Origin of the sequence: Enterobacter sp. 168J2 (assembly GCF_034107265.1) — a bacterium.
Taxonomy (GTDB): domain Bacteria; phylum Pseudomonadota; class Gammaproteobacteria; order Enterobacterales; family Enterobacteriaceae; genus Enterobacter; species Enterobacter nematophilus.
This window is the reverse complement of the sequence record NZ_JAWNEB010000002.1, coordinates 385,757-402,627: the sequence shown is the minus strand read 5'-3', so window position 1 is coordinate 402,627 and position 16,871 is coordinate 385,757. Positions and strand designations below refer to the sequence as shown.

At 57.0% G+C, this 16,871-nt stretch carries 14 protein-coding genes; all 14 read right to left on the bottom strand.

The window, feature by feature from the left end:
• Position 1: 1 nt before the first annotated feature.
• Positions 2 to 505, bottom strand: a complete 504-nt coding sequence (gene secM, locus USG84_RS10000) for a secA translation cis-regulator SecM (protein ID WP_320738255.1) — start codon at positions 503 to 505, stop codon at positions 2 to 4.
• A 280-nt stretch (positions 506 to 785) separates the two neighbouring features.
• Positions 786 to 1,703, bottom strand: coding sequence for a UDP-3-O-acyl-N-acetylglucosamine deacetylase (gene lpxC, locus USG84_RS09995; RefSeq protein ID WP_061099229.1), 918 nt, complete (start codon positions 1,701 to 1,703; stop codon positions 786 to 788).
• A gap of 101 nt (positions 1,704 to 1,804) precedes the next feature.
• A complete protein-coding gene (ftsZ, locus tag USG84_RS09990; protein WP_008501978.1) occupies positions 1,805 to 2,956 on the bottom strand; it encodes a cell division protein FtsZ in 1,152 nt (383 codons plus the stop codon).
• 63 nt (positions 2,957 to 3,019) lie between these two features.
• Positions 3,020 to 4,276 (bottom strand): cell division protein FtsA, encoded by a 1,257-nt coding sequence (gene ftsA / locus USG84_RS09985; RefSeq protein ID WP_006173845.1) that lies wholly within the window; start codon positions 4,274 to 4,276, stop codon positions 3,020 to 3,022.
• Entirely contained in the window at positions 4,273 to 5,115 is an 843-nt protein-coding gene (gene ftsQ, locus USG84_RS09980) for a cell division protein FtsQ (RefSeq protein WP_045259458.1), read from the bottom strand. Before ftsQ ends, ftsA begins: the two co-directional genes overlap by 4 nt.
• A 1-nt stretch (position 5,116) precedes the next feature.
• Positions 5,117 to 6,037, bottom strand: a complete 921-nt coding sequence (locus tag USG84_RS09975) for a D-alanine--D-alanine ligase (protein ID WP_253540702.1) — start codon at positions 6,035 to 6,037, stop codon at positions 5,117 to 5,119.
• On the bottom strand, positions 6,030 to 7,505 hold the full coding sequence (murC, locus tag USG84_RS09970) for a UDP-N-acetylmuramate--L-alanine ligase (RefSeq protein ID WP_151413492.1): 1,476 nt from the start codon (positions 7,503 to 7,505) through the stop codon (positions 6,030 to 6,032). Before murC ends, USG84_RS09975 begins: the two co-directional genes overlap by 8 nt.
• A gap of 56 nt (positions 7,506 to 7,561) precedes the next feature.
• Positions 7,562 to 8,626 carry an undecaprenyldiphospho-muramoylpentapeptide beta-N-acetylglucosaminyltransferase gene (gene murG, locus USG84_RS09965; protein WP_248178389.1) on the bottom strand — a complete coding sequence of 355 codons (1,065 nt, stop codon included), beginning with the start codon at positions 8,624 to 8,626 and terminating at the stop codon, positions 7,562 to 7,564.
• Entirely contained in the window at positions 8,623 to 9,867 is a 1,245-nt protein-coding gene (ftsW, locus tag USG84_RS09960) for a cell division protein FtsW (protein ID WP_061099232.1), read from the bottom strand. The genes murG and ftsW overlap by 4 nt, the downstream gene beginning before the upstream one ends.
• Positions 9,867 to 11,183 carry a UDP-N-acetylmuramoyl-L-alanine--D-glutamate ligase gene (gene murD, locus USG84_RS09955; protein ID WP_061099233.1) on the bottom strand — a complete coding sequence of 439 codons (1,317 nt, stop codon included), beginning with the start codon at positions 11,181 to 11,183 and terminating at the stop codon, positions 9,867 to 9,869. The genes ftsW and murD overlap by 1 nt, the downstream gene beginning before the upstream one ends.
• A 2-nt stretch (positions 11,184 to 11,185) precedes the next feature.
• Positions 11,186 to 12,268, bottom strand: a complete 1,083-nt coding sequence (mraY, locus tag USG84_RS09950; RefSeq protein WP_008501985.1) for a phospho-N-acetylmuramoyl-pentapeptide-transferase — start codon at positions 12,266 to 12,268, stop codon at positions 11,186 to 11,188.
• On the bottom strand, positions 12,262 to 13,620 hold the full coding sequence (gene murF / locus USG84_RS09945; protein WP_151413491.1) for a UDP-N-acetylmuramoyl-tripeptide--D-alanyl-D-alanine ligase: 1,359 nt from the start codon (positions 13,618 to 13,620) through the stop codon (positions 12,262 to 12,264). The genes mraY and murF overlap by 7 nt, the downstream gene beginning before the upstream one ends.
• Positions 13,617 to 15,104, bottom strand: coding sequence for a UDP-N-acetylmuramoyl-L-alanyl-D-glutamate--2,6-diaminopimelate ligase (murE, locus tag USG84_RS09940; RefSeq protein WP_253540697.1), 1,488 nt, complete (start codon positions 15,102 to 15,104; stop codon positions 13,617 to 13,619). Before murE ends, murF begins: the two co-directional genes overlap by 4 nt.
• Positions 15,091 to 16,857, bottom strand: a complete 1,767-nt coding sequence (locus tag USG84_RS09935; protein WP_028015504.1) for a peptidoglycan glycosyltransferase FtsI — start codon at positions 16,855 to 16,857, stop codon at positions 15,091 to 15,093. Before USG84_RS09935 ends, murE begins: the two co-directional genes overlap by 14 nt.
• Positions 16,858 to 16,871 lie beyond the last annotated feature (14 nt).

Genomic DNA, 16,871 nt, shown 5'->3' with positions numbered 1-16,871 from the left:
TTTAGCTGAGGCGTTGAGGCCCGGCACGGATGCCGTGAACCTGGCTAATCCAAGTCGAAACGGAGAATGATACAGGGGGAACAAACCAGGTTTGCGCCGTCTGACTCACGGTCACAGGCGGCTGGTTGTCCTGCGTCAGAAGCGCGTTAAGCGTATCGAGCAGGGCAAGATGCTGAGCCTGAACCGGCAGCGTCTCTTCAGCAACAGGCATCGTCTGCGGCGCCATCGCGAACGACAGTTGACGGATAACCGTGCGAATGGCGTGCTGCTGCCAGTAATCAACGGAGAAATTAGGACGACGGCTGGCTTCAAGCCACGCGAGATTAGTAAAGTTAACCCGCGTCGAGAGATCGTGTTTAGTTGTCGTGGAACGTGCCGGCGTCGCCGCTTCCGCACTGTTGCTGAGCACAGGCAAGCCGAGACTCGCCGCGACCATCCCTAATAAGAGATGCGGCCAGAAGTAACGTCTGCCAAATTGTCGCCAGCGCGTCAGTATTCCGCTCACTTGCTCCACCACATTCGCCCGCCAGTGCAGGCTGAGTTCAATTATTCTTTTTTAGCGCCCAGATATTACCACTAAAGCCAATACGCAGCAGCAGGAATGACACCTTGCAGCAGGTAAAAACGGTCAATAATGCAGCGAACACACCGTTATTCGGCACCCGACAGAGATCAGGGAGTAGAGGGACAAATCAAAGAAAGGCAGAAATAAAAACGACTGGCTTCCCTGGTCGGAGAGAGTACCAGGTGAACCAGTCGCTTTTCTTACGAAACGGCGTTAACCGTTACGCCAGGACCATAGTCGGCGCTTTGAACGCCAGCGGCAGTTCAGCTTCGTCTTCGAAGGTCACATATTCCCAGGCTTCCTGTTTTGCCAGGACGGCCTGCAACAGTTTGTTGTTCAGTGCATGACCGGATTTAAACGCGGTAAATGCACCAATGATGTTGTGACCACACATGAAGAGGTCGCCGATCGCGTCCAGCATTTTGTGACGAACGAATTCATCTTCAAAACGCAGGCCGTCTTCGTTCAGTACGCGATAATCGTCAACAACGATGGCACAATCGAAGCTGCCGCCCAGGCACAGGCCGCGGGACTGCAGATATTCGATATCACGCATGAAGCCAAACGTACGTGCGCGGCTGATCTGGCGCATAAACGCATCAGCAGAGAAGTTCATCGCATAGCGTTGGGTGCTGGCATCAATCGCCGGATGGTTAAAGTCGATGGTAAAGTCCAACGAGAAACCATTGTACGGTTTGAATTCAGCCCACTTGTCGCCATCTTCGACGCGAACGGTCTCTTTGATGCGAACAAATTTCTTCGCACAGTTCAGTTCTTCGATGCCGGCATCCAGCAACAGATAAACGAACGGCGCAGCACTACCATCCATAATCGGGATTTCTGGCGCATCGACTTCAACAATAATGTTGTCGATACCCAGACCCGCCAGGGCGGCGTTCAGGTGCTCTACGGTAGAAATCCGCACGTCATGCTCGTTCACCAGACAAGTACAGAGCATTGTATCACGCACAGATTTGGCATCGGCCGGAAAATCTACCGGTGGATTCAAGTCGGTGCGACGATAGATGACCCCGGTATTGGCCGGCGCAGGGCGTAACGTCAGTGTGACTTTCTTGCCGGTATGTAAACCGACACCCGTCGCCTGAACGATACGTTTGAGTGTCCTTTGTTTGATCATCGTATAATCTCGCCAAATTAACTATCCAACCGAGAGTGTATATCACTAACGGTGGGCCAGTTTAGCACAAAGAGCGCAAATCCCCAAATTCCAGCCAATTCTTAGTCAGCTTGCTTACGCAGGAACGCCGGGATGTCCAGATAATCTGGCTCTTTTGCCGTTTGCGGCGTTGGGTCGTTCACCACTTTCGCGGCCGGTTTTTGCTCCTGAGTCAGAGGAGACATACCGTGCTGCTGGTAACGATCCATTACCGGTTGCTGAGTCTGCTTGTTGGTCACGAGGGTGATCTCAGGACGCTTGTCCATACCGATACCGGTCGCAACAACGGTAACACGCAGCTCGTCGTTCATTTCCGGGTCAAGGGAAGTACCGATTACCACGGTCGCGTTGTCAGAGGCGAACGCACGGATGGTGTTACCCACGGTTTCGAACTCATCCAGACGCAGGTCAAAGCCAGCGGTAATGTTGACCAGCACGCCGCGCGCACCAGACAGATCGATATCTTCCAGCAGCGGAGAAGAGATAGCCATTTCAGCCGCTTCTTCTGCACGGTCTTCACCGCTCGCCACGCCAGAGCCCATCATCGCGTAGCCCATTTCGGACATCACGGTGCGAACGTCTGCAAAGTCAACGTTCATCAGGCCAGGACGGGTAATCAGTTCTGCGATACCCTGAACCGCGCCTTTCAGCACGTCGTTTGCTGCGCCGAAGGCGTCCAGCAGGGAGATACCGCGACCCAGAACTTTCAGCAGCTTGTCGTTCGGGATGGTGATCAGCGAGTCCACATGCTTGGACAGCTCGGTGATACCCTGCTCCGCGAAGGCCATACGCTTTTTGCCTTCGAAGTTGAAAGGCTTAGTTACGACAGCAACGGTCAGGATACCTAAATCTTTTGCCACTTCAGCGACGACAGGTGCTGCACCGGTACCGGTACCGCCGCCCATGCCTGCTGCGATGAAGACCATGTCCGCACCTTCCAGTGCAGCACGCAGGGCTTCACGATCTTCTTCAGCCGCGTTGCGACCGACTTCCGGGTTAGCCCCAGCGCCCAGCCCTTTGGTGATGCCACCGCCGATCTGGATAGTCTGGCCAACTGCCGTCTTACGCAGTGCCTGCGCATCGGTGTTAACTGCAAAGAACTCAACACCTTCAATGCGTTCACGCACCATATGCTCTACGGCGTTACCGCCGCCGCCACCGACGCCGATGACTTTAATCACCGCGTCGTTGGTCAGTTCCATAGGTTCAAACATAATTTCTCTCTCCGTTGTGCCTGTCGCCCGAGACCGCTAATTCTCTCCGGTCTCTTTAAAAAATTAAAACTCTTTTCGCAGCCAGTTGTTCAGTCGTTTGACCCACGACCCCACTGAAACGCGTTTTTCCACTTCTGCTTCACCACTGAGATGAGATTCCTTCCCGTAGTGGAGCAGGCCCACTGCCGTTGAATAATACGGCTCCTGAGCATAATCCGTTAAACCGGTAATATTCAGCGGCGCACCAATACGCACCTGCGTATGGAACACGCGCTGAGCGCAGGCCGCAAGACCTTCAATTTGCGCTGCACCGCCGGTTAATACAATCCCCGCCGCAAGATGATGCTTAACACCCTGCTGACGAAGCTGTTCCTGAAGCTGTAAAATCTCTTCGTTGACCAGGTTGAGCAGCTCGGTATAGCGCGGCTCAATTACCTCTGCCAACGTCTGGCGCTGCAGGCTACGCGGCGGACGACCGCCCACGCTCGGCACTTCAACGCTCTCATCTTTACCAACGATAGACCCCAGCGCACAGCCGTGGCGTACTTTAATCGCTTCTGCATCGCTCGGTGGCGTACCAAAAGCGTAAGCAATATCGCTGGTCACAACGTTCCCTGCGTAAGGGATCACTTTGGTGTGGCGCAGCGCACCGCCGGTATACACGGCCATGTCCATTGTACCACCACCGATATCGACCACACAGACACCCAGTTCACGTTCGTCTTCGGTCAGCACGGAATAACTTGCCGCCAGACCGGCGAAAATAAGTTGGTCAACTTTCAGGCCACAACGTTCAACGGCTTTTACAATGTTCTTCGCCATATCGTTGTGACATGTGATCAGGTGCACTTTTGCCTGCATACGCACGCCAGACAGACCAACCGGGTTCTTGATCCCTTCCTGGTAGTCAATCGCATATTCCTGCGGGATCACGTGCAGCACGCGATGCTCATCGCGAACGCGCACGGACTTCGCCGTATGCACAACGTTTTCAACGTCTTCCTGCGTCACTTCTTCTTCAGAAATCGGCACCATACCGATTTCGTTCTGGCAGCTGATGTGCTTACCAGAAAGGGCCAGATAGACAGAAGAGATCTGGCAATCCGCCATTAATTCAGCCTGATCGATGGCGCGCTGTACGCATTTCACCACCGACTCAAGGTCGTTTACCCCACCTTTATCCATACCACGGGACGGGCAACTGCCCACGCCAATGATATTGACCATACCGTCGGGCAGAACTTCCCCTACTAAAGCGGCAACCTTCGCGGTGCCAATCTCCAGTCCAACTACCAGTTTTCTGTCCGTCGCCTTGATCATTGTTGTTCTGCCTGTACCTGTGCCTGATTCTGTTGCTGATTAGGTTCCTCGACCGGAGCCGGCTCCCAACCGACTGCTGCGCCTGAGTCATAGCGCAAATCAACGTAGCTTATCCGTTTGCCGTCCGCCTGCGCCTGCTGCTGTAAAACCGGGTAAAGTTCTACAAAACGCGCAAGACGTTTCATTGTGTCGCCGCGTCCCAGGTTGAGCTTAATGCCGTTCGTCAACGTCAGCTGCCAGGAGCGGCGCGCCGTCATTGCAGCATCTTTTAACGTAAACCTGTCCTTCGCCAGCACCTGCCCCATTTCACGAAAACCCTGCAATACTTCGTTTTCGCTGCCTTCAGGGCCATACAACATCGGTAAATTTTGCTTGTTGACACGATCGCTCGGGACGCTGAAGGAATTTCCGTCTACGTCAACCATGTGCTGATCATTCCAACGCGCAATGGGCACATATTCAACCAGATGAATCTTCAATTCATCAGGCCATTGTTTTCTGACACTCGCCTGTTTTATCCATGGCAGACGTTCAATCTGGCTCTGGATAATATTGACGTCCTGCGTCATAAAGGTGCCGGGCGATCCCAGCGCCAGAATAGACTGGCGAATATCATCGTTACGCGTGTAGTGACGCTCGCCGGTCACCACCAGCTTTGACAGCGGCAACCGCTGTGCATCTTCCATCCAGCCCAGCACCATCCAGCCGCTGATAAACACGGTGCACAGCACCCCGAGCAGGAAAATTATCCCTGCAAGACGCGTTCCATTACTCCGGCGTGAAGAAGTGTATTCTTCTTCGTCATCGCGGTTGCGCGTGTTCAATGCAGCCTGAGACATATCAGCCCGCCTGGTCCAGAATACGTACGACTAACTGCGAGAAGCTCATTCCCGCCTGACGCGCCGCCATCGGCACAAGGCTGTGGCTGGTCATTCCCGGTGAGGTATTGGCTTCCAGCAGATAAAACTGCCCGTCAATGTCCTGCATCACATCAATGCGTCCCCAGCCGCTGCAGCCCAAAACATTCCAGGCTTTAAGCACCAGGGACTGTAATTCGGCTTCACGCTCTGCTTCAAGACCACAAGGGCAGAAATATTGCGTCTCATCAGAGAGATACTTCGCCTCATAATCATAGAAGACTCCGGCGGGTTGGATGCGAATTGACGGTAAAATTTCTTCGCCAAGCATCGCGACGGTAAATTCCGGCCCGCTGAGCCATTTTTCAATCAGAACTTCTTCATCATGTTGAAATGCCAGCGCTAAAGCAGATGTTAAATCTTCAGCTTTATCGACCTTTGACATCCCGACGCTCGACCCTTCCCGGCTCGGCTTTACAATAACCGGTAAGCCCAGTGCCGCAATGCGTGTATTAACGCTGTCCGACAGGCCCAATTCAAATTCGCCGCGCGTCAGCGCCACCCACGGCGCAACGGGTAAACCCGCTCCCTGCCAGAGTAACTTACTGCGCAGTTTATCCATAGAGATGGCGGATGCCATCACGCCGCTGCCGGTGTAAGGCAGGCCGATCAGCTCCAGAAGCCCCTGCAGGGTTCCGTCTTCACCGCCACGACCATGTAACGCGATAAAGACCTTATCGAAGCTCATCGCTTTTAATTGCGTCACGTCGACCTCTTTTGGATCGACAATATGCGCGTTTACGCCGCCTTCCCGCAGGCCCGCCAGCACGGCAGCGCCGGAATTCAGAGAAACCTCGCGCTCGGCGGAGGTGCCGCCAGAGAGGACTGCAATCTTATCAGCCATGATGCTCATCCTCCTGGGTTTGCGGCTTCAGTTTGATTTCAGCTAAGGTACGGGCGATTTTGCCGATATTTCCCGCACCCTGAATCAGGATCAGATCGTTACCGGTCAGGACAGGTGCCAGAATTTCCGCCACCTGTGCCGGGTCTGAAACCAGAATAGGGTCAACTTTACCGCGCCCGCGAATGGTACGACACAGGGAACGGCTGTCTGCGCCTGGAATTGGCGTTTCGCCGGCGGCGTAAACATCCAGCATCAGCAGGGTATCCACCTGTGAAAGCACGCTGGCGAAATCGTCATACAGATCGCGGGTACGCGTGAAGCGGTGCGGCTGGAAGATCATCACCAGATTCTTCTCCGGCCAGCCCGCGCGTGCGGCTTTGATGGTCGCGTCCACTTCGGTCGGATGGTGACCGTAGTCGTCCACCAGCATCGCGGTACCTGGCTTACCGTTCACCGCATCCAGCGGGAACTCGCCGAGGAAGTCGAAGCGACGCCCCGTGCCCTGGAAGCTTTCCAGCGCGCGCAGAATAGCCTCATCATCAATGCCTTCTTCCGTCGCAACAGCCACTGCTGCTGCGGCATTGAGCGCGTTATGGCGTCCTGGCGCATTCAGCGTGACGTGCAGCAGCTCTTTGTCCTGACGCGCCAGAGTGAAATGCCCCTGCGCACCAACCTGTTTGTACTCTTCGACGCGGACGTCAGCGTCTTCGCTGAAGCCGTAGGTGGTGATTTGACGACCAACGCGCGGCAGCAGCTCGCGGATCACCGGATCGTCCACGCACATCACCGCGCGTCCGTAGAACGGCAGGTTGTGCAGGAAGTTGATGAAGGTCTGCTTTAAGTTCTCGAAGTCGCCCTGGTAAGTATCCATATGGTCGGCTTCGATGTTGGTGACAATCGCCACCATCGGCTGCAGGTGCAGGAACGACGCGTCGCTCTCATCCGCTTCCGCAATCAGATAACGGCTGTGGCCCAGACGCGCATGCACGCCTGCGGCTTTCACCAGACCGCCGTTAACGAACGTCGGATCGAGACCCGCTTCCGCATAAATGCTGGAAACCATCGCCGTGGTCGTGGTTTTACCGTGGGTGCCGGCAATCGCGATGCCGTGGCGGAAACGCATCAGTTCCGCCAGCATTTCTGCGCGGCGGATCACCGGAATGCGCGCTTCGTGCGCGGCAACAATTTCCGGATTGTCAGAGGAGATGGCGCTTGAGACCACCACCACGCTCGCATCGCGCACGTTTTCCGGGCGATGGTTGAAATAGATAGTCGCCCCAAGCGACGCCAGCTGCTGCGTGACAGGGTTTGGCGCCAGGTCAGACCCGCTGATCTGATAGCCTTCGTTAGCTAACACTTCGGCAATACCGCCCATGCCAGCACCACCGATGCCAACAAAGTGAATGTGCCGGACGCGACGCATCTCGGGCACGATTGAACGCAGTTTTGCCAGTTGTTGTGTATTCATTCTCTAAACGCCATCGACTACTTAAAATTCGTGCAGCGCAACACGCGCTGCGAGGGTTAAGCCTGGGCTGCCAGGCTCACTTCTTTTGCCACCCGTTCTGTCGCATCCGGGATAGCGGCAGCGCGCGCGCGCTGTGCCATCTCCAGCAGTGCGTCTCTGTTCCAGCCCGCCAGGGTGGTGGCGACCGCATCGGCGGTAAATTGTGGCTGCTCAAAAATTTTCGCCGCGCCGGCTTTCTCAAGCGGCAGCGCATTCCAGTACTGTTGTCGGTCTTTGTGCTGGAACGGCACGAACAGCGCGGGCAAGCCGGCGGCGGCGATTTCGCTCACCGTCAGCGCGCCAGAGCGGCAGACCACGACATCGGCCCAGGCATAGGCTGCGGCCATATCGTCAATAAATTCCGTCACTTTATGCTGCGGCTGGCCTTCATCTGCGTAAGCCTGCTCAACGGTCTGCTGAGCGCCTTTACCGCTTTGGTGCCAGATAGTCACGGCATCACCCAGCTTTGCCGCCACCTGCGGCATTGTCTGGTTCAGGATGCGCGCCCCCTGAGAACCGCCAACGACCAAAACACGAACCGGGCCTTCGCGTCCCGCCAGGCGGGCATCCGGCAGCGGCAGCGCCAGCACGTCAACGCGCACCGGGTTACCCACCACGTCCGCTTTCGGAAACGCGCCGGGAAACGCCTGCATCACTTTGGTGGCGATTTTCGCCAGCCACTTGTTGGTCAGACCGGCAATACCGTTTTGCTCATGCAGCACAACGGGAATGCCTAACGACCACGCGGCCAGCCCGCCGGGACCAGAAACATAGCCGCCCATGCCCAGCACCACATCGGGCTTAAAGCGCTTCATAATGGTGCGCGCCTGACGCCAGGCGTTAAAAATACGCACCGGCGCCAGCAGCATGGCCTTGAGGCCTTTGCCCCGCAGGCCGGAAATACGAATAAAGTCGATCTCAATACCGTGCTTCGGCACCAGGTCGGCTTCCATGCGGTCTGCGGTTCCCAGCCAGCGTACCTGCCAGCCCTGCTCCATTAAATGGTGCGCAACCGCCAGCCCCGGGAACACGTGTCCACCGGTACCGCCTGCCATCACCATTAACCGCTTCGGTTGATTCATCGTGAACCTCGTGTAAACGCCTGGGCTTTCTCCAGACGCGTCTCATAATCTATGCGTAACAAAAACATAATGGCCGTCGACATGATCAACAGGCTCGAACCACCATAGCTGATCAGCGGCAACGTCAGACCTTTGGTCGGCAGCATACCCGCTGCGGCCCCGACGTTAACCAGTGCCTGGAAGCTAAACCAGATACCAATTGAGCAAGCTAAGAAGCCTGAGAAGCGGTGATCGATCTCCAGCGCTTTTCGGCCAATCGACATGGCGCGGAAAGCGACGAAGAATACCATTAATAGCGCCAATACCACACCGATATAACCCAGTTCTTCCCCAATAATGGAGAAGATGAAGTCGGTGTGTGCTTCCGGTAAATACTCCAGTTTCTGTACCGAGTTACCCAGACCTTGCCCCCAGACTTCACCGCGGCCAAACGCCATCAGCGACTGCGTCAGCTGATAGCCGCTGCCGAAGGGATCTTCCCACGGGTTCCAGAACGAGGTCACGCGGCGGATACGGTAAGGCTCAGCGAGGATCAGCAGCACTACCGCTGAAATTCCCATTCCGATAATGGCGATGAACTGCCACAGCTTGGCTCCTGCCAGGAACAGCATCGCCAGCGTAGTGACAAACAGTACGACAACGGTACCGAGGTCAGGCTGCGCCAGCAGCAGGATCGCCAGCACCAGAATCACGCCCATCGGCTTTAAGAAGCCGCGAAGGTTGTTACGCACCTCATCAACTTTTCGCACCAGGTAGTTCGCCAGATAGCAGAACAGTGAAAGCTTGGTAAATTCCGCCGGCTGAATACGCAGCGGGCCGAAGGCGATCCAGCGCGATGCCCCGTTAACGGAGCTGCCGACAACCAGTACAATAAGCAGCATGATAATGGAGGCGATCAGCATCGCGGTACTGTGCCGCTGCCAGAACGCCATCGGCAGACGAAGCGTCACCATTGCCAGGCAAAACGCCAGAATGATGTACAGCCCGTCACGCTTGGCGAACAGGAAGGGATCGTTAGCCAGACGCTGTCCGACGGGCATGGAGGCTGAGGTCACCATGATAAAGCCGATCGCCGCCAGCCCCAGCGTCAGCCAGAACAGGGTGCGGTCGTACATAATCAGGCTATCGGAATCTTTATCCCGTGAAGCCATCACCCAGCCTTTCAGCGCCGCAAACAGCCACACCAGAATTCCAAATCCTGGCAGGCGCGGCATTTTCAGGCGAGGGAGAGATAAACGCATCAGCCTAACTCCTTCGCAAGGCGGGTAAAGACATCGCCACGCTGTTCGAAATTCTTAAACTGATCGAGGCTGGCGCACGCCGGGGAGAGCAGAACCATGTCGCCAGGCTGCACGCGCGGGGCGATCAGGCGCATCGCCTGTTCCATCGTTTCAGTTTGCTCGGCAATTTCCGGGCGTAGCTCAGCCAGCTCGCTGCCGTCACGACCGAAGCAGTACAGGCGGATGTTATCGCCGGTGAGGTATTGCTTCAGGGAGGAGAAATCAGCGGATTTGCCGTCGCCACCCAACAGCAGATGCAGGGTACCGTCAACGTGCAGGCCGTTCAGCGCGGCCTCCGTGCTGCCCACGTTGGTTGCTTTGGAGTCATTAATCCAGCGCACGCCGTTATGCTCCAGCGCCAGCTGGAAACGGTGCGCCAGGCCGGAAAACGTGGTCAACGCTTTCAGGCTGGAAGAGCGCGGCAGCCCTACGGCATCTGCCAGGGCCAGCGCCGCCAGGGCGTTGGTGTAGTTGTGCTGGCCGGAAAGCTTCATCTCCTTCACGTTCAGCACTTTTTCACCTTTTACGCGCAGCCAGGTTTCGCCCAGCTGCCGGTTCAGATGATAATCACCCATGGTGATACCAAAGCTGATGCAGCGCTCGTCCGCGCCGCGCACCGGCATGGTCAGCGCGTCGTCGGCGTTAACCACGCAGACTTTGGCGTTTTCGTAAACGCGCAGCTTGGCCGCGCGGTACTGCTGCAGACCAAATGGATACCGATCCATATGATCTTCAGTCACGTTGAGGATCGTTGCCGCCGCCGCATGCAGGCTGGAGGTGGTTTCAAGCTGGAAGCTGGAAAGTTCCAGAACGTACAGCTCGCAGCCTTTGTCCAGCAGCATCAGCGCGGGCAGACCGATATTGCCGCCTACTCCTACGTTCATGCCTGCGGCTTTCGCCATTTCACCCACCAGGGTAGTGACTGTGCTTTTGCCGTTAGAACCGGTGATCGCGATAACCGGCGCCTGCGCTTCGCGGCAGAACAGCTCGATATCGCCGACAATCTCAACGCCCGCATCCGCCGCAGCGCTCAGCGAAGGGTGCGCCAGCGCCATTCCCGGGCTGGCGACAATCAGATCGGCTGCCAGCAGCCAGTCATCATTCAGACCACCAAGGTGGCGTTCAACCTGTTCCGGCAGCTTGTCCAGACCCGGCGGAGAGACACGCGTATCCATCACGCGCGGCGTCACCCCGCGCGCAAGGAAAAAGTCCACGCAGGAGAGGCCAGTGAGGCCTAACCCGATGATAACGACTTTTTTGCCCTGGTAATCTGCCATGATTAACGTACCTTCAGCGTTGCCAGGCCAATCAGCACCAGCATCAGCGAAATAATCCAGAAGCGCACAATCACGCGCGGCTCCGGCCAGCCTTTCAGTTCATAGTGGTGGTGAATCGGCGCCATACGGAAGATGCGCTGACCGCGCAGTTTGAAGGAGCCGACCTGCAAAATCACCGACAGGGTTTCAACCACAAACACGCCGCCCATGATCACCAGCAGGAACTCCTGACGCAGCAGCACGGCGATAATGCCCAGCGCGCCGCCTAAAGCCAGAGAACCGACGTCGCCCATAAAGACCTGCGCCGGATAGGTGTTGAACCACAGGAAGCCCAGCCCCGCGCCGACTATCGCCGTACAGACGATCACCAGCTCACCCGCGTGACGCAGATAAGGGATGTGCAGATAGTTCGCAAAGTTCATGTTACCGGTCGCCCACGCCACCAGCGCAAAGCCAGCCGCCACGAAGACGGTCGGCATAATCGCCAGACCATCCAGGCCATCGGTCAGGTTAACGGCGTTACCGGTGCCAACAATCACAAAGTAGGCCAGCAGGATGTAGAACAGCCCCAGCTGCGGCATCACGTCTTTAAAGAACGGCACCACCAGCTCGGTAGCGGGGGTGTCTTTCCCTGCCAGATACAGCGCAAAGGCCACGCCCAGCGCAATTACTGACATCCAGAAATACTTCCAGCGGGCAATCAGGCCCTTCGTGTCTTTGCGTACGACTTTGCGGTAATCATCCACAAACCCGATAATGCCGTAGCCCACCAGTACGGTCAGCACGCACCAGACGTACGGGTTAGACGGATAGGCCCACAGCAGCACGGAAACGACGATCGCGGTCAGGATCATGATCCCGCCCATCGTCGGCGTACCGCGCTTGCTGAAGTGCGACTCCGGACCGTCGTTACGTACGACCTGGCCGAAAGAGAGCTTTTGCAGACGGGCAATCATGCGCGGGCCCATCCACAACGAGATGAACAGCGCAGTCAGCAGGCTGACGATGGCGCGAAACGTCAGATACGAAAAGACGTTAAAGCCTGAATAATATTTGACCAAATGTTCGGCCAGCCAAACTAACATGTCCCGTTCTCCTGTAATGCGTGCACAACCTCTTCCATGGCGGCACTACGTGAACCTTTCACTAACACTGTCACAATTTGTTTTTCTGTTATTAATGCCTTAAGGCGCTCAATCAACGCGGCTTTGTCGGCAAAATGTTCGCCAACGCCGCTGGCACGGCTAATCGCCTGGCTCAGTTTTCCTGCGCTCAGCACGCAGTCCAGCCCCGCGGCTTTCGCCGCTTCACCCACCTGGGTATGGCAGGCTTCGCTTTCATCGCCCAGTTCCGCCATGTCGCCGACCACCATGACGCGGTAGCCCGGCATTTCAGATAGCACCTGCACCGCCGCCGTCATTGAGCCGACGTTCGCGTTGTAGGAGTCATCCAGCAGCAGTTTGTTTTCTGCAAGCGGGATCGGGTACAGGCGTCCCGGCACGGCTTTCAAATTCGCCAGCCCGGTTTTAATCGCCTCATGCGAAGCACCTACCGCCGTCGACAAGGCCGCTGCCGCAAGCGCATTGGCGATGTTATGGCGTCCCGGCAGCGGTAACAGCACGTCTACGTCACCCGTTGGGGTAGCGAGCGTGAATTCCGTACCGTGCGACGTCACATGAATATTGGTCGCGGTAAAGTCGCTGTTGGCCGCGTTCGGCGAAAAGCGCCAGGTTTTACGCGAGCCAATGATGCTCTGCCAGTTCAGCCAGTCGTTATTGTCGGCATTGAGAATGGCAATGCCGTCAGCGGGCAGACCGGTATAGATTTCGCCTTTCGCTTTCGCCACGCCTTCCAGCGAGCCAAATCCTTCCAGGTGCGCAGCCGCGAGGTTATTTACCAGCGCCGCTTCCGGACGAGTCAGGCTCACGGTCCAGGCGATTTCGCCCTGGTGGTTTGCCCCTAACTCGATCACCGCAAATTCATGCTCTTTGGTCAGGCGAAGTAATGTCATCGGCACGCCAACGTCATTATTGAGGTTGCCTGCGGTATAAAGCGTATTGCCGCACTGGCTGAGGATGGCCGCCGTCATCTCTTTAACTGACGTTTTGCCCGATGACCCGGTCAGCGCGACAACGCGAGCAGGCACCTGCTGACGAACCCAGGCGGCCAGTTCACCGAACGCGAGACGCGTATCGTTCACCACAATCTGCGGCAGATCGACATCGAGCCTGCGGCTGACCAGCAGCGCGCCAGCGCCGTTTTCTTTAGCCTGTCCGGCAAAATCATGGGCGTCGAAACGCTCGCCTTTCAGCGCCACAAACAGACAGCCTGCGGTCACTTTACGCGTGTCGGTCGTGACGGCATCAATGGTGAGATCCGGGCCCAGCAGTTCGCCATGGAGGACTGAAGCGGCCTGGCTTAAGGTGATGCTAATCATGCGACGACTCCCAGCAGACGCGCTGCCGTTACGCGGTCGGAGTAATCCAGACGACGGTTGCCAACAATCTGATAATCTTCATGACCCTTACCGGCCAGCAGAACCACGTCGTTTTCTTTTGCCTGCATGATGGTGTTCGTCACGGCTTCCGCGCGGCCTTCCACCACGCGGGCGCGACCGGCGTCCAGCATACCCGCCAGAATGTCGTTGATGATGGCGCGCGGCTCTTCAGTACGCGGGTTGTCATCGGTCACAACCGGAATGTCCGCGAACTGCTCCGCAATGGCGCCCATCAGCGGACGTTTGCCTTTGTCACGATCGCCGCCGCAGCCGAAGACGCACCAGAGCTTACCGATGCAGTGCAGACGTGCCGCTTCCAGCGCTTTTTCCAGCGCATCCGGCGTGTGGGCATAATCGACAACCACGGTCGGTTTACCCGGGGCGCTAAACACTTCCATACGGCCGCAAACCGGCTGCAGACGCGCTGACGTTTTCAGCAGTTCGTCCATCGGGTACCCCAGCGCCAGCAGCGTGGCCAGCGCCAGCAGCAGGTTGCTGACGTTAAACGCCCCCATCAGGCGGCTTTCAATTTCACCTTCCCCCCAGGAAGAGGCAAAGCGGATCGTCGCCCCGCTGTCGTGATAGTTAACGTCAACGGCCTTCAGCCAGCGGCCGTGGCAGTTCGGATTGATATGGTCTTCCATCGACACCGCAACCGCGTCTGGCAGTTTCGCAAGCCAGCGGCGGCCCACTTCGTCGTCGGCGTTGATGATGGCCTGGCCGTAATGGTGAGTAGAGAACAGCAGCCATTTCGCGGCTTCGTAATGCTCCATATCACCATGATAATCAAGGTGATCGCGGCTCAGGTTGGTGAACACTGAAGCAGCAAACTTCAGGGCCGCGACGCGGTGCTGTACCAGACCGTGCGAAGAAACTTCCATCGCGGCAAAGGTTGCTCCCTGCCCTGCCAGACCGGCAAGCACGTGCTGTACGTCAACCGCCGAGCCGGTGGTGTTTTCCGTCGGGCTCACTTTGCCCAGCAGGCCGTTACCCACGGTACCCATCACCGCGCCGGTTTCACCCAGCAGCTGGGCCCACTGCGCCATCAGCTGCGTGGTGGTGGTTTTTCCGTTCGTGCCCGTCACGCCAACCAGACGCAGCTGGTCGGAAGGTTCGTGATAAAAACGTCCTGCCAGTGCAGAGAGACGCTCATTCAACTGGCTGAGGTAGATAACCGGCACCCCGTGCATTTCACGGATCTCGCCGTCGGTTGCCTCGTCTTTAGCCTCAGCAATAATGGCAGCAACACCTTGCGCAATCGCCTGCGGGATATAACGACGCCCGTCCGCCTGATGACCAACCACCGCCACAAAAAGATCGCCAGAAGCAGCCACGCGGCTGTCCAGTACCATCTCTCGCAGTGCTCGCTCCGGTGCATTTGGCACCCACGGAGCGAGAAGGTCGCGCAAATTACGATCTGCCACCTGTACCCTCGCCTTGATTAATTACAAATTCACTTTTTTCGCCCGTCGCCAGCGCATCCGGTTCAACGTTCATGGTGCGTAACACGCCGCCCATGATGGCGCCAAACACAGGCGCAGAAACGGCGCCGCCGTAGTATTTACCCGCCTGTGGATCGTTAATGACGACCACCAGCGCAAAACGCGGATTGCTTGCAGGCGCAACGCCTGCGGTATAGGCAATGTATTTGTTGATGTAGCGGCCGTCTGGCCCCACCTTTTTCGCCGTACCGGTTTTAATGGCGATGCGGTAGCCTTTGATGGCCGCCTTCACCCCGCCGCCGCCCGGCAGCGCCACGCTTTCCATCATGTGCACAACGGTACGAACGATGGATTCCGGGAAGATACGCTCGCCCGGAACCGGTGGATCAACTTTGGTGATGGACAGCGGGCGATAGACGCCGTAGCTGCCAATCGTTGCGTAGACTCGCGCTAACTGTAACGGGGTTACCATTAGCCCGTAGCCGAAAGAGAAGGTGGCCCTCTCTATGTCAGACCACCGTTGTTTTTGAGGATATAAGCCACTGCGTTCTCCGACCAACCCCAAATTGGTCGCCTTTCCAAGTCCAAAACGTGAGTAAGTCTCTACTAACGCTGAGGACGGCATCGCTAACGCCAGCTTTGAAACACCGACGTTACTCGACTTCTGTAGCACCCCGGTCAGGGTCAATTCGCTGTAGCGCGCCACGTCTTTAATCTCGTGGCCGTTAATACGGTAAGGGATCGTGTTCAGGACAGTGTTTTCATTGACGATACCGCGCTGAAGCGCCGTCATCACCACCATCGGTTTCACCGTGGAGCCCGGTTCGAACACGTCGGTAATCGCCCGGTTGCGCATCGCATCTTTTGCGGTGCCGGTAAAGTTGTTCGGGTTGTAGGACGGACTGTTGGCCATCGCCAGCACTTCGCCAGTGCTGACGTCCACCAGCACGGCGCTGCCGGATTCTGCCTTGTTAAACGCCACGGCGTTGTTCAGCTCGCGGTAGACCAGCGCCTGCAGGCGCTCGTCGATACTCAGGGCCAGGTTGTGCGCCGCCTGGCTGTCCGTAGAGGAGATATCTTCGATGACGCGCCCGTAGCGGTCTTTACGTACGATACGCTCGCCAGGCTGGCCGGTGAGCCACTTATCGAAGCTTTTTTCAACGCCCTCAATCCCCTGGCTGTCGACGTTGGTGAAACCAATGAGGTGAGCGGTTACTTCCCCGGACGGATAGTAACGACGGGATTCTTCGCGCAGATGAATGCCCGGCAGCTTCAGTTTTCGAATGTAGTCCGCCATGTCAGGGTTAACCTGGCGCGCCAGATAGATAAAACGCCCTTTCGGGTTCGCGTTGACGCGTGAGGCAAGCTGATCCAGCGGCATTTTTAGCGCATCTGACAGCGCTTTCCAGCGGTTATCAAGCGTGATGCCACCGGCGTCGTGCAGCTCTTTCGGGTCGGCCCAGATCGCTTTCACCGGCACGCTCACCGCCAGCGGGCGGCCTGAACGGTCGGTTATCATTCCGCGAGAAGTCGACACTTCCTGAACGCGAAGGGAGCGCATGTCTCCCTGGCGTACCAGCATGTCAGGGGCGATGATTTGCAGCCACGCCACGCGCCCCAGCAGGAAACCCAGCGCCAGTAAAATGCAGCCGCAAAGCAACGCAAAACGCCAACTGATAAAGTTGGCCTGTTCTTCCTGACGTTTTGGTTTTAGCGTTTTTGCCGCTGCTTTCATGCGTCGCGTTTTCC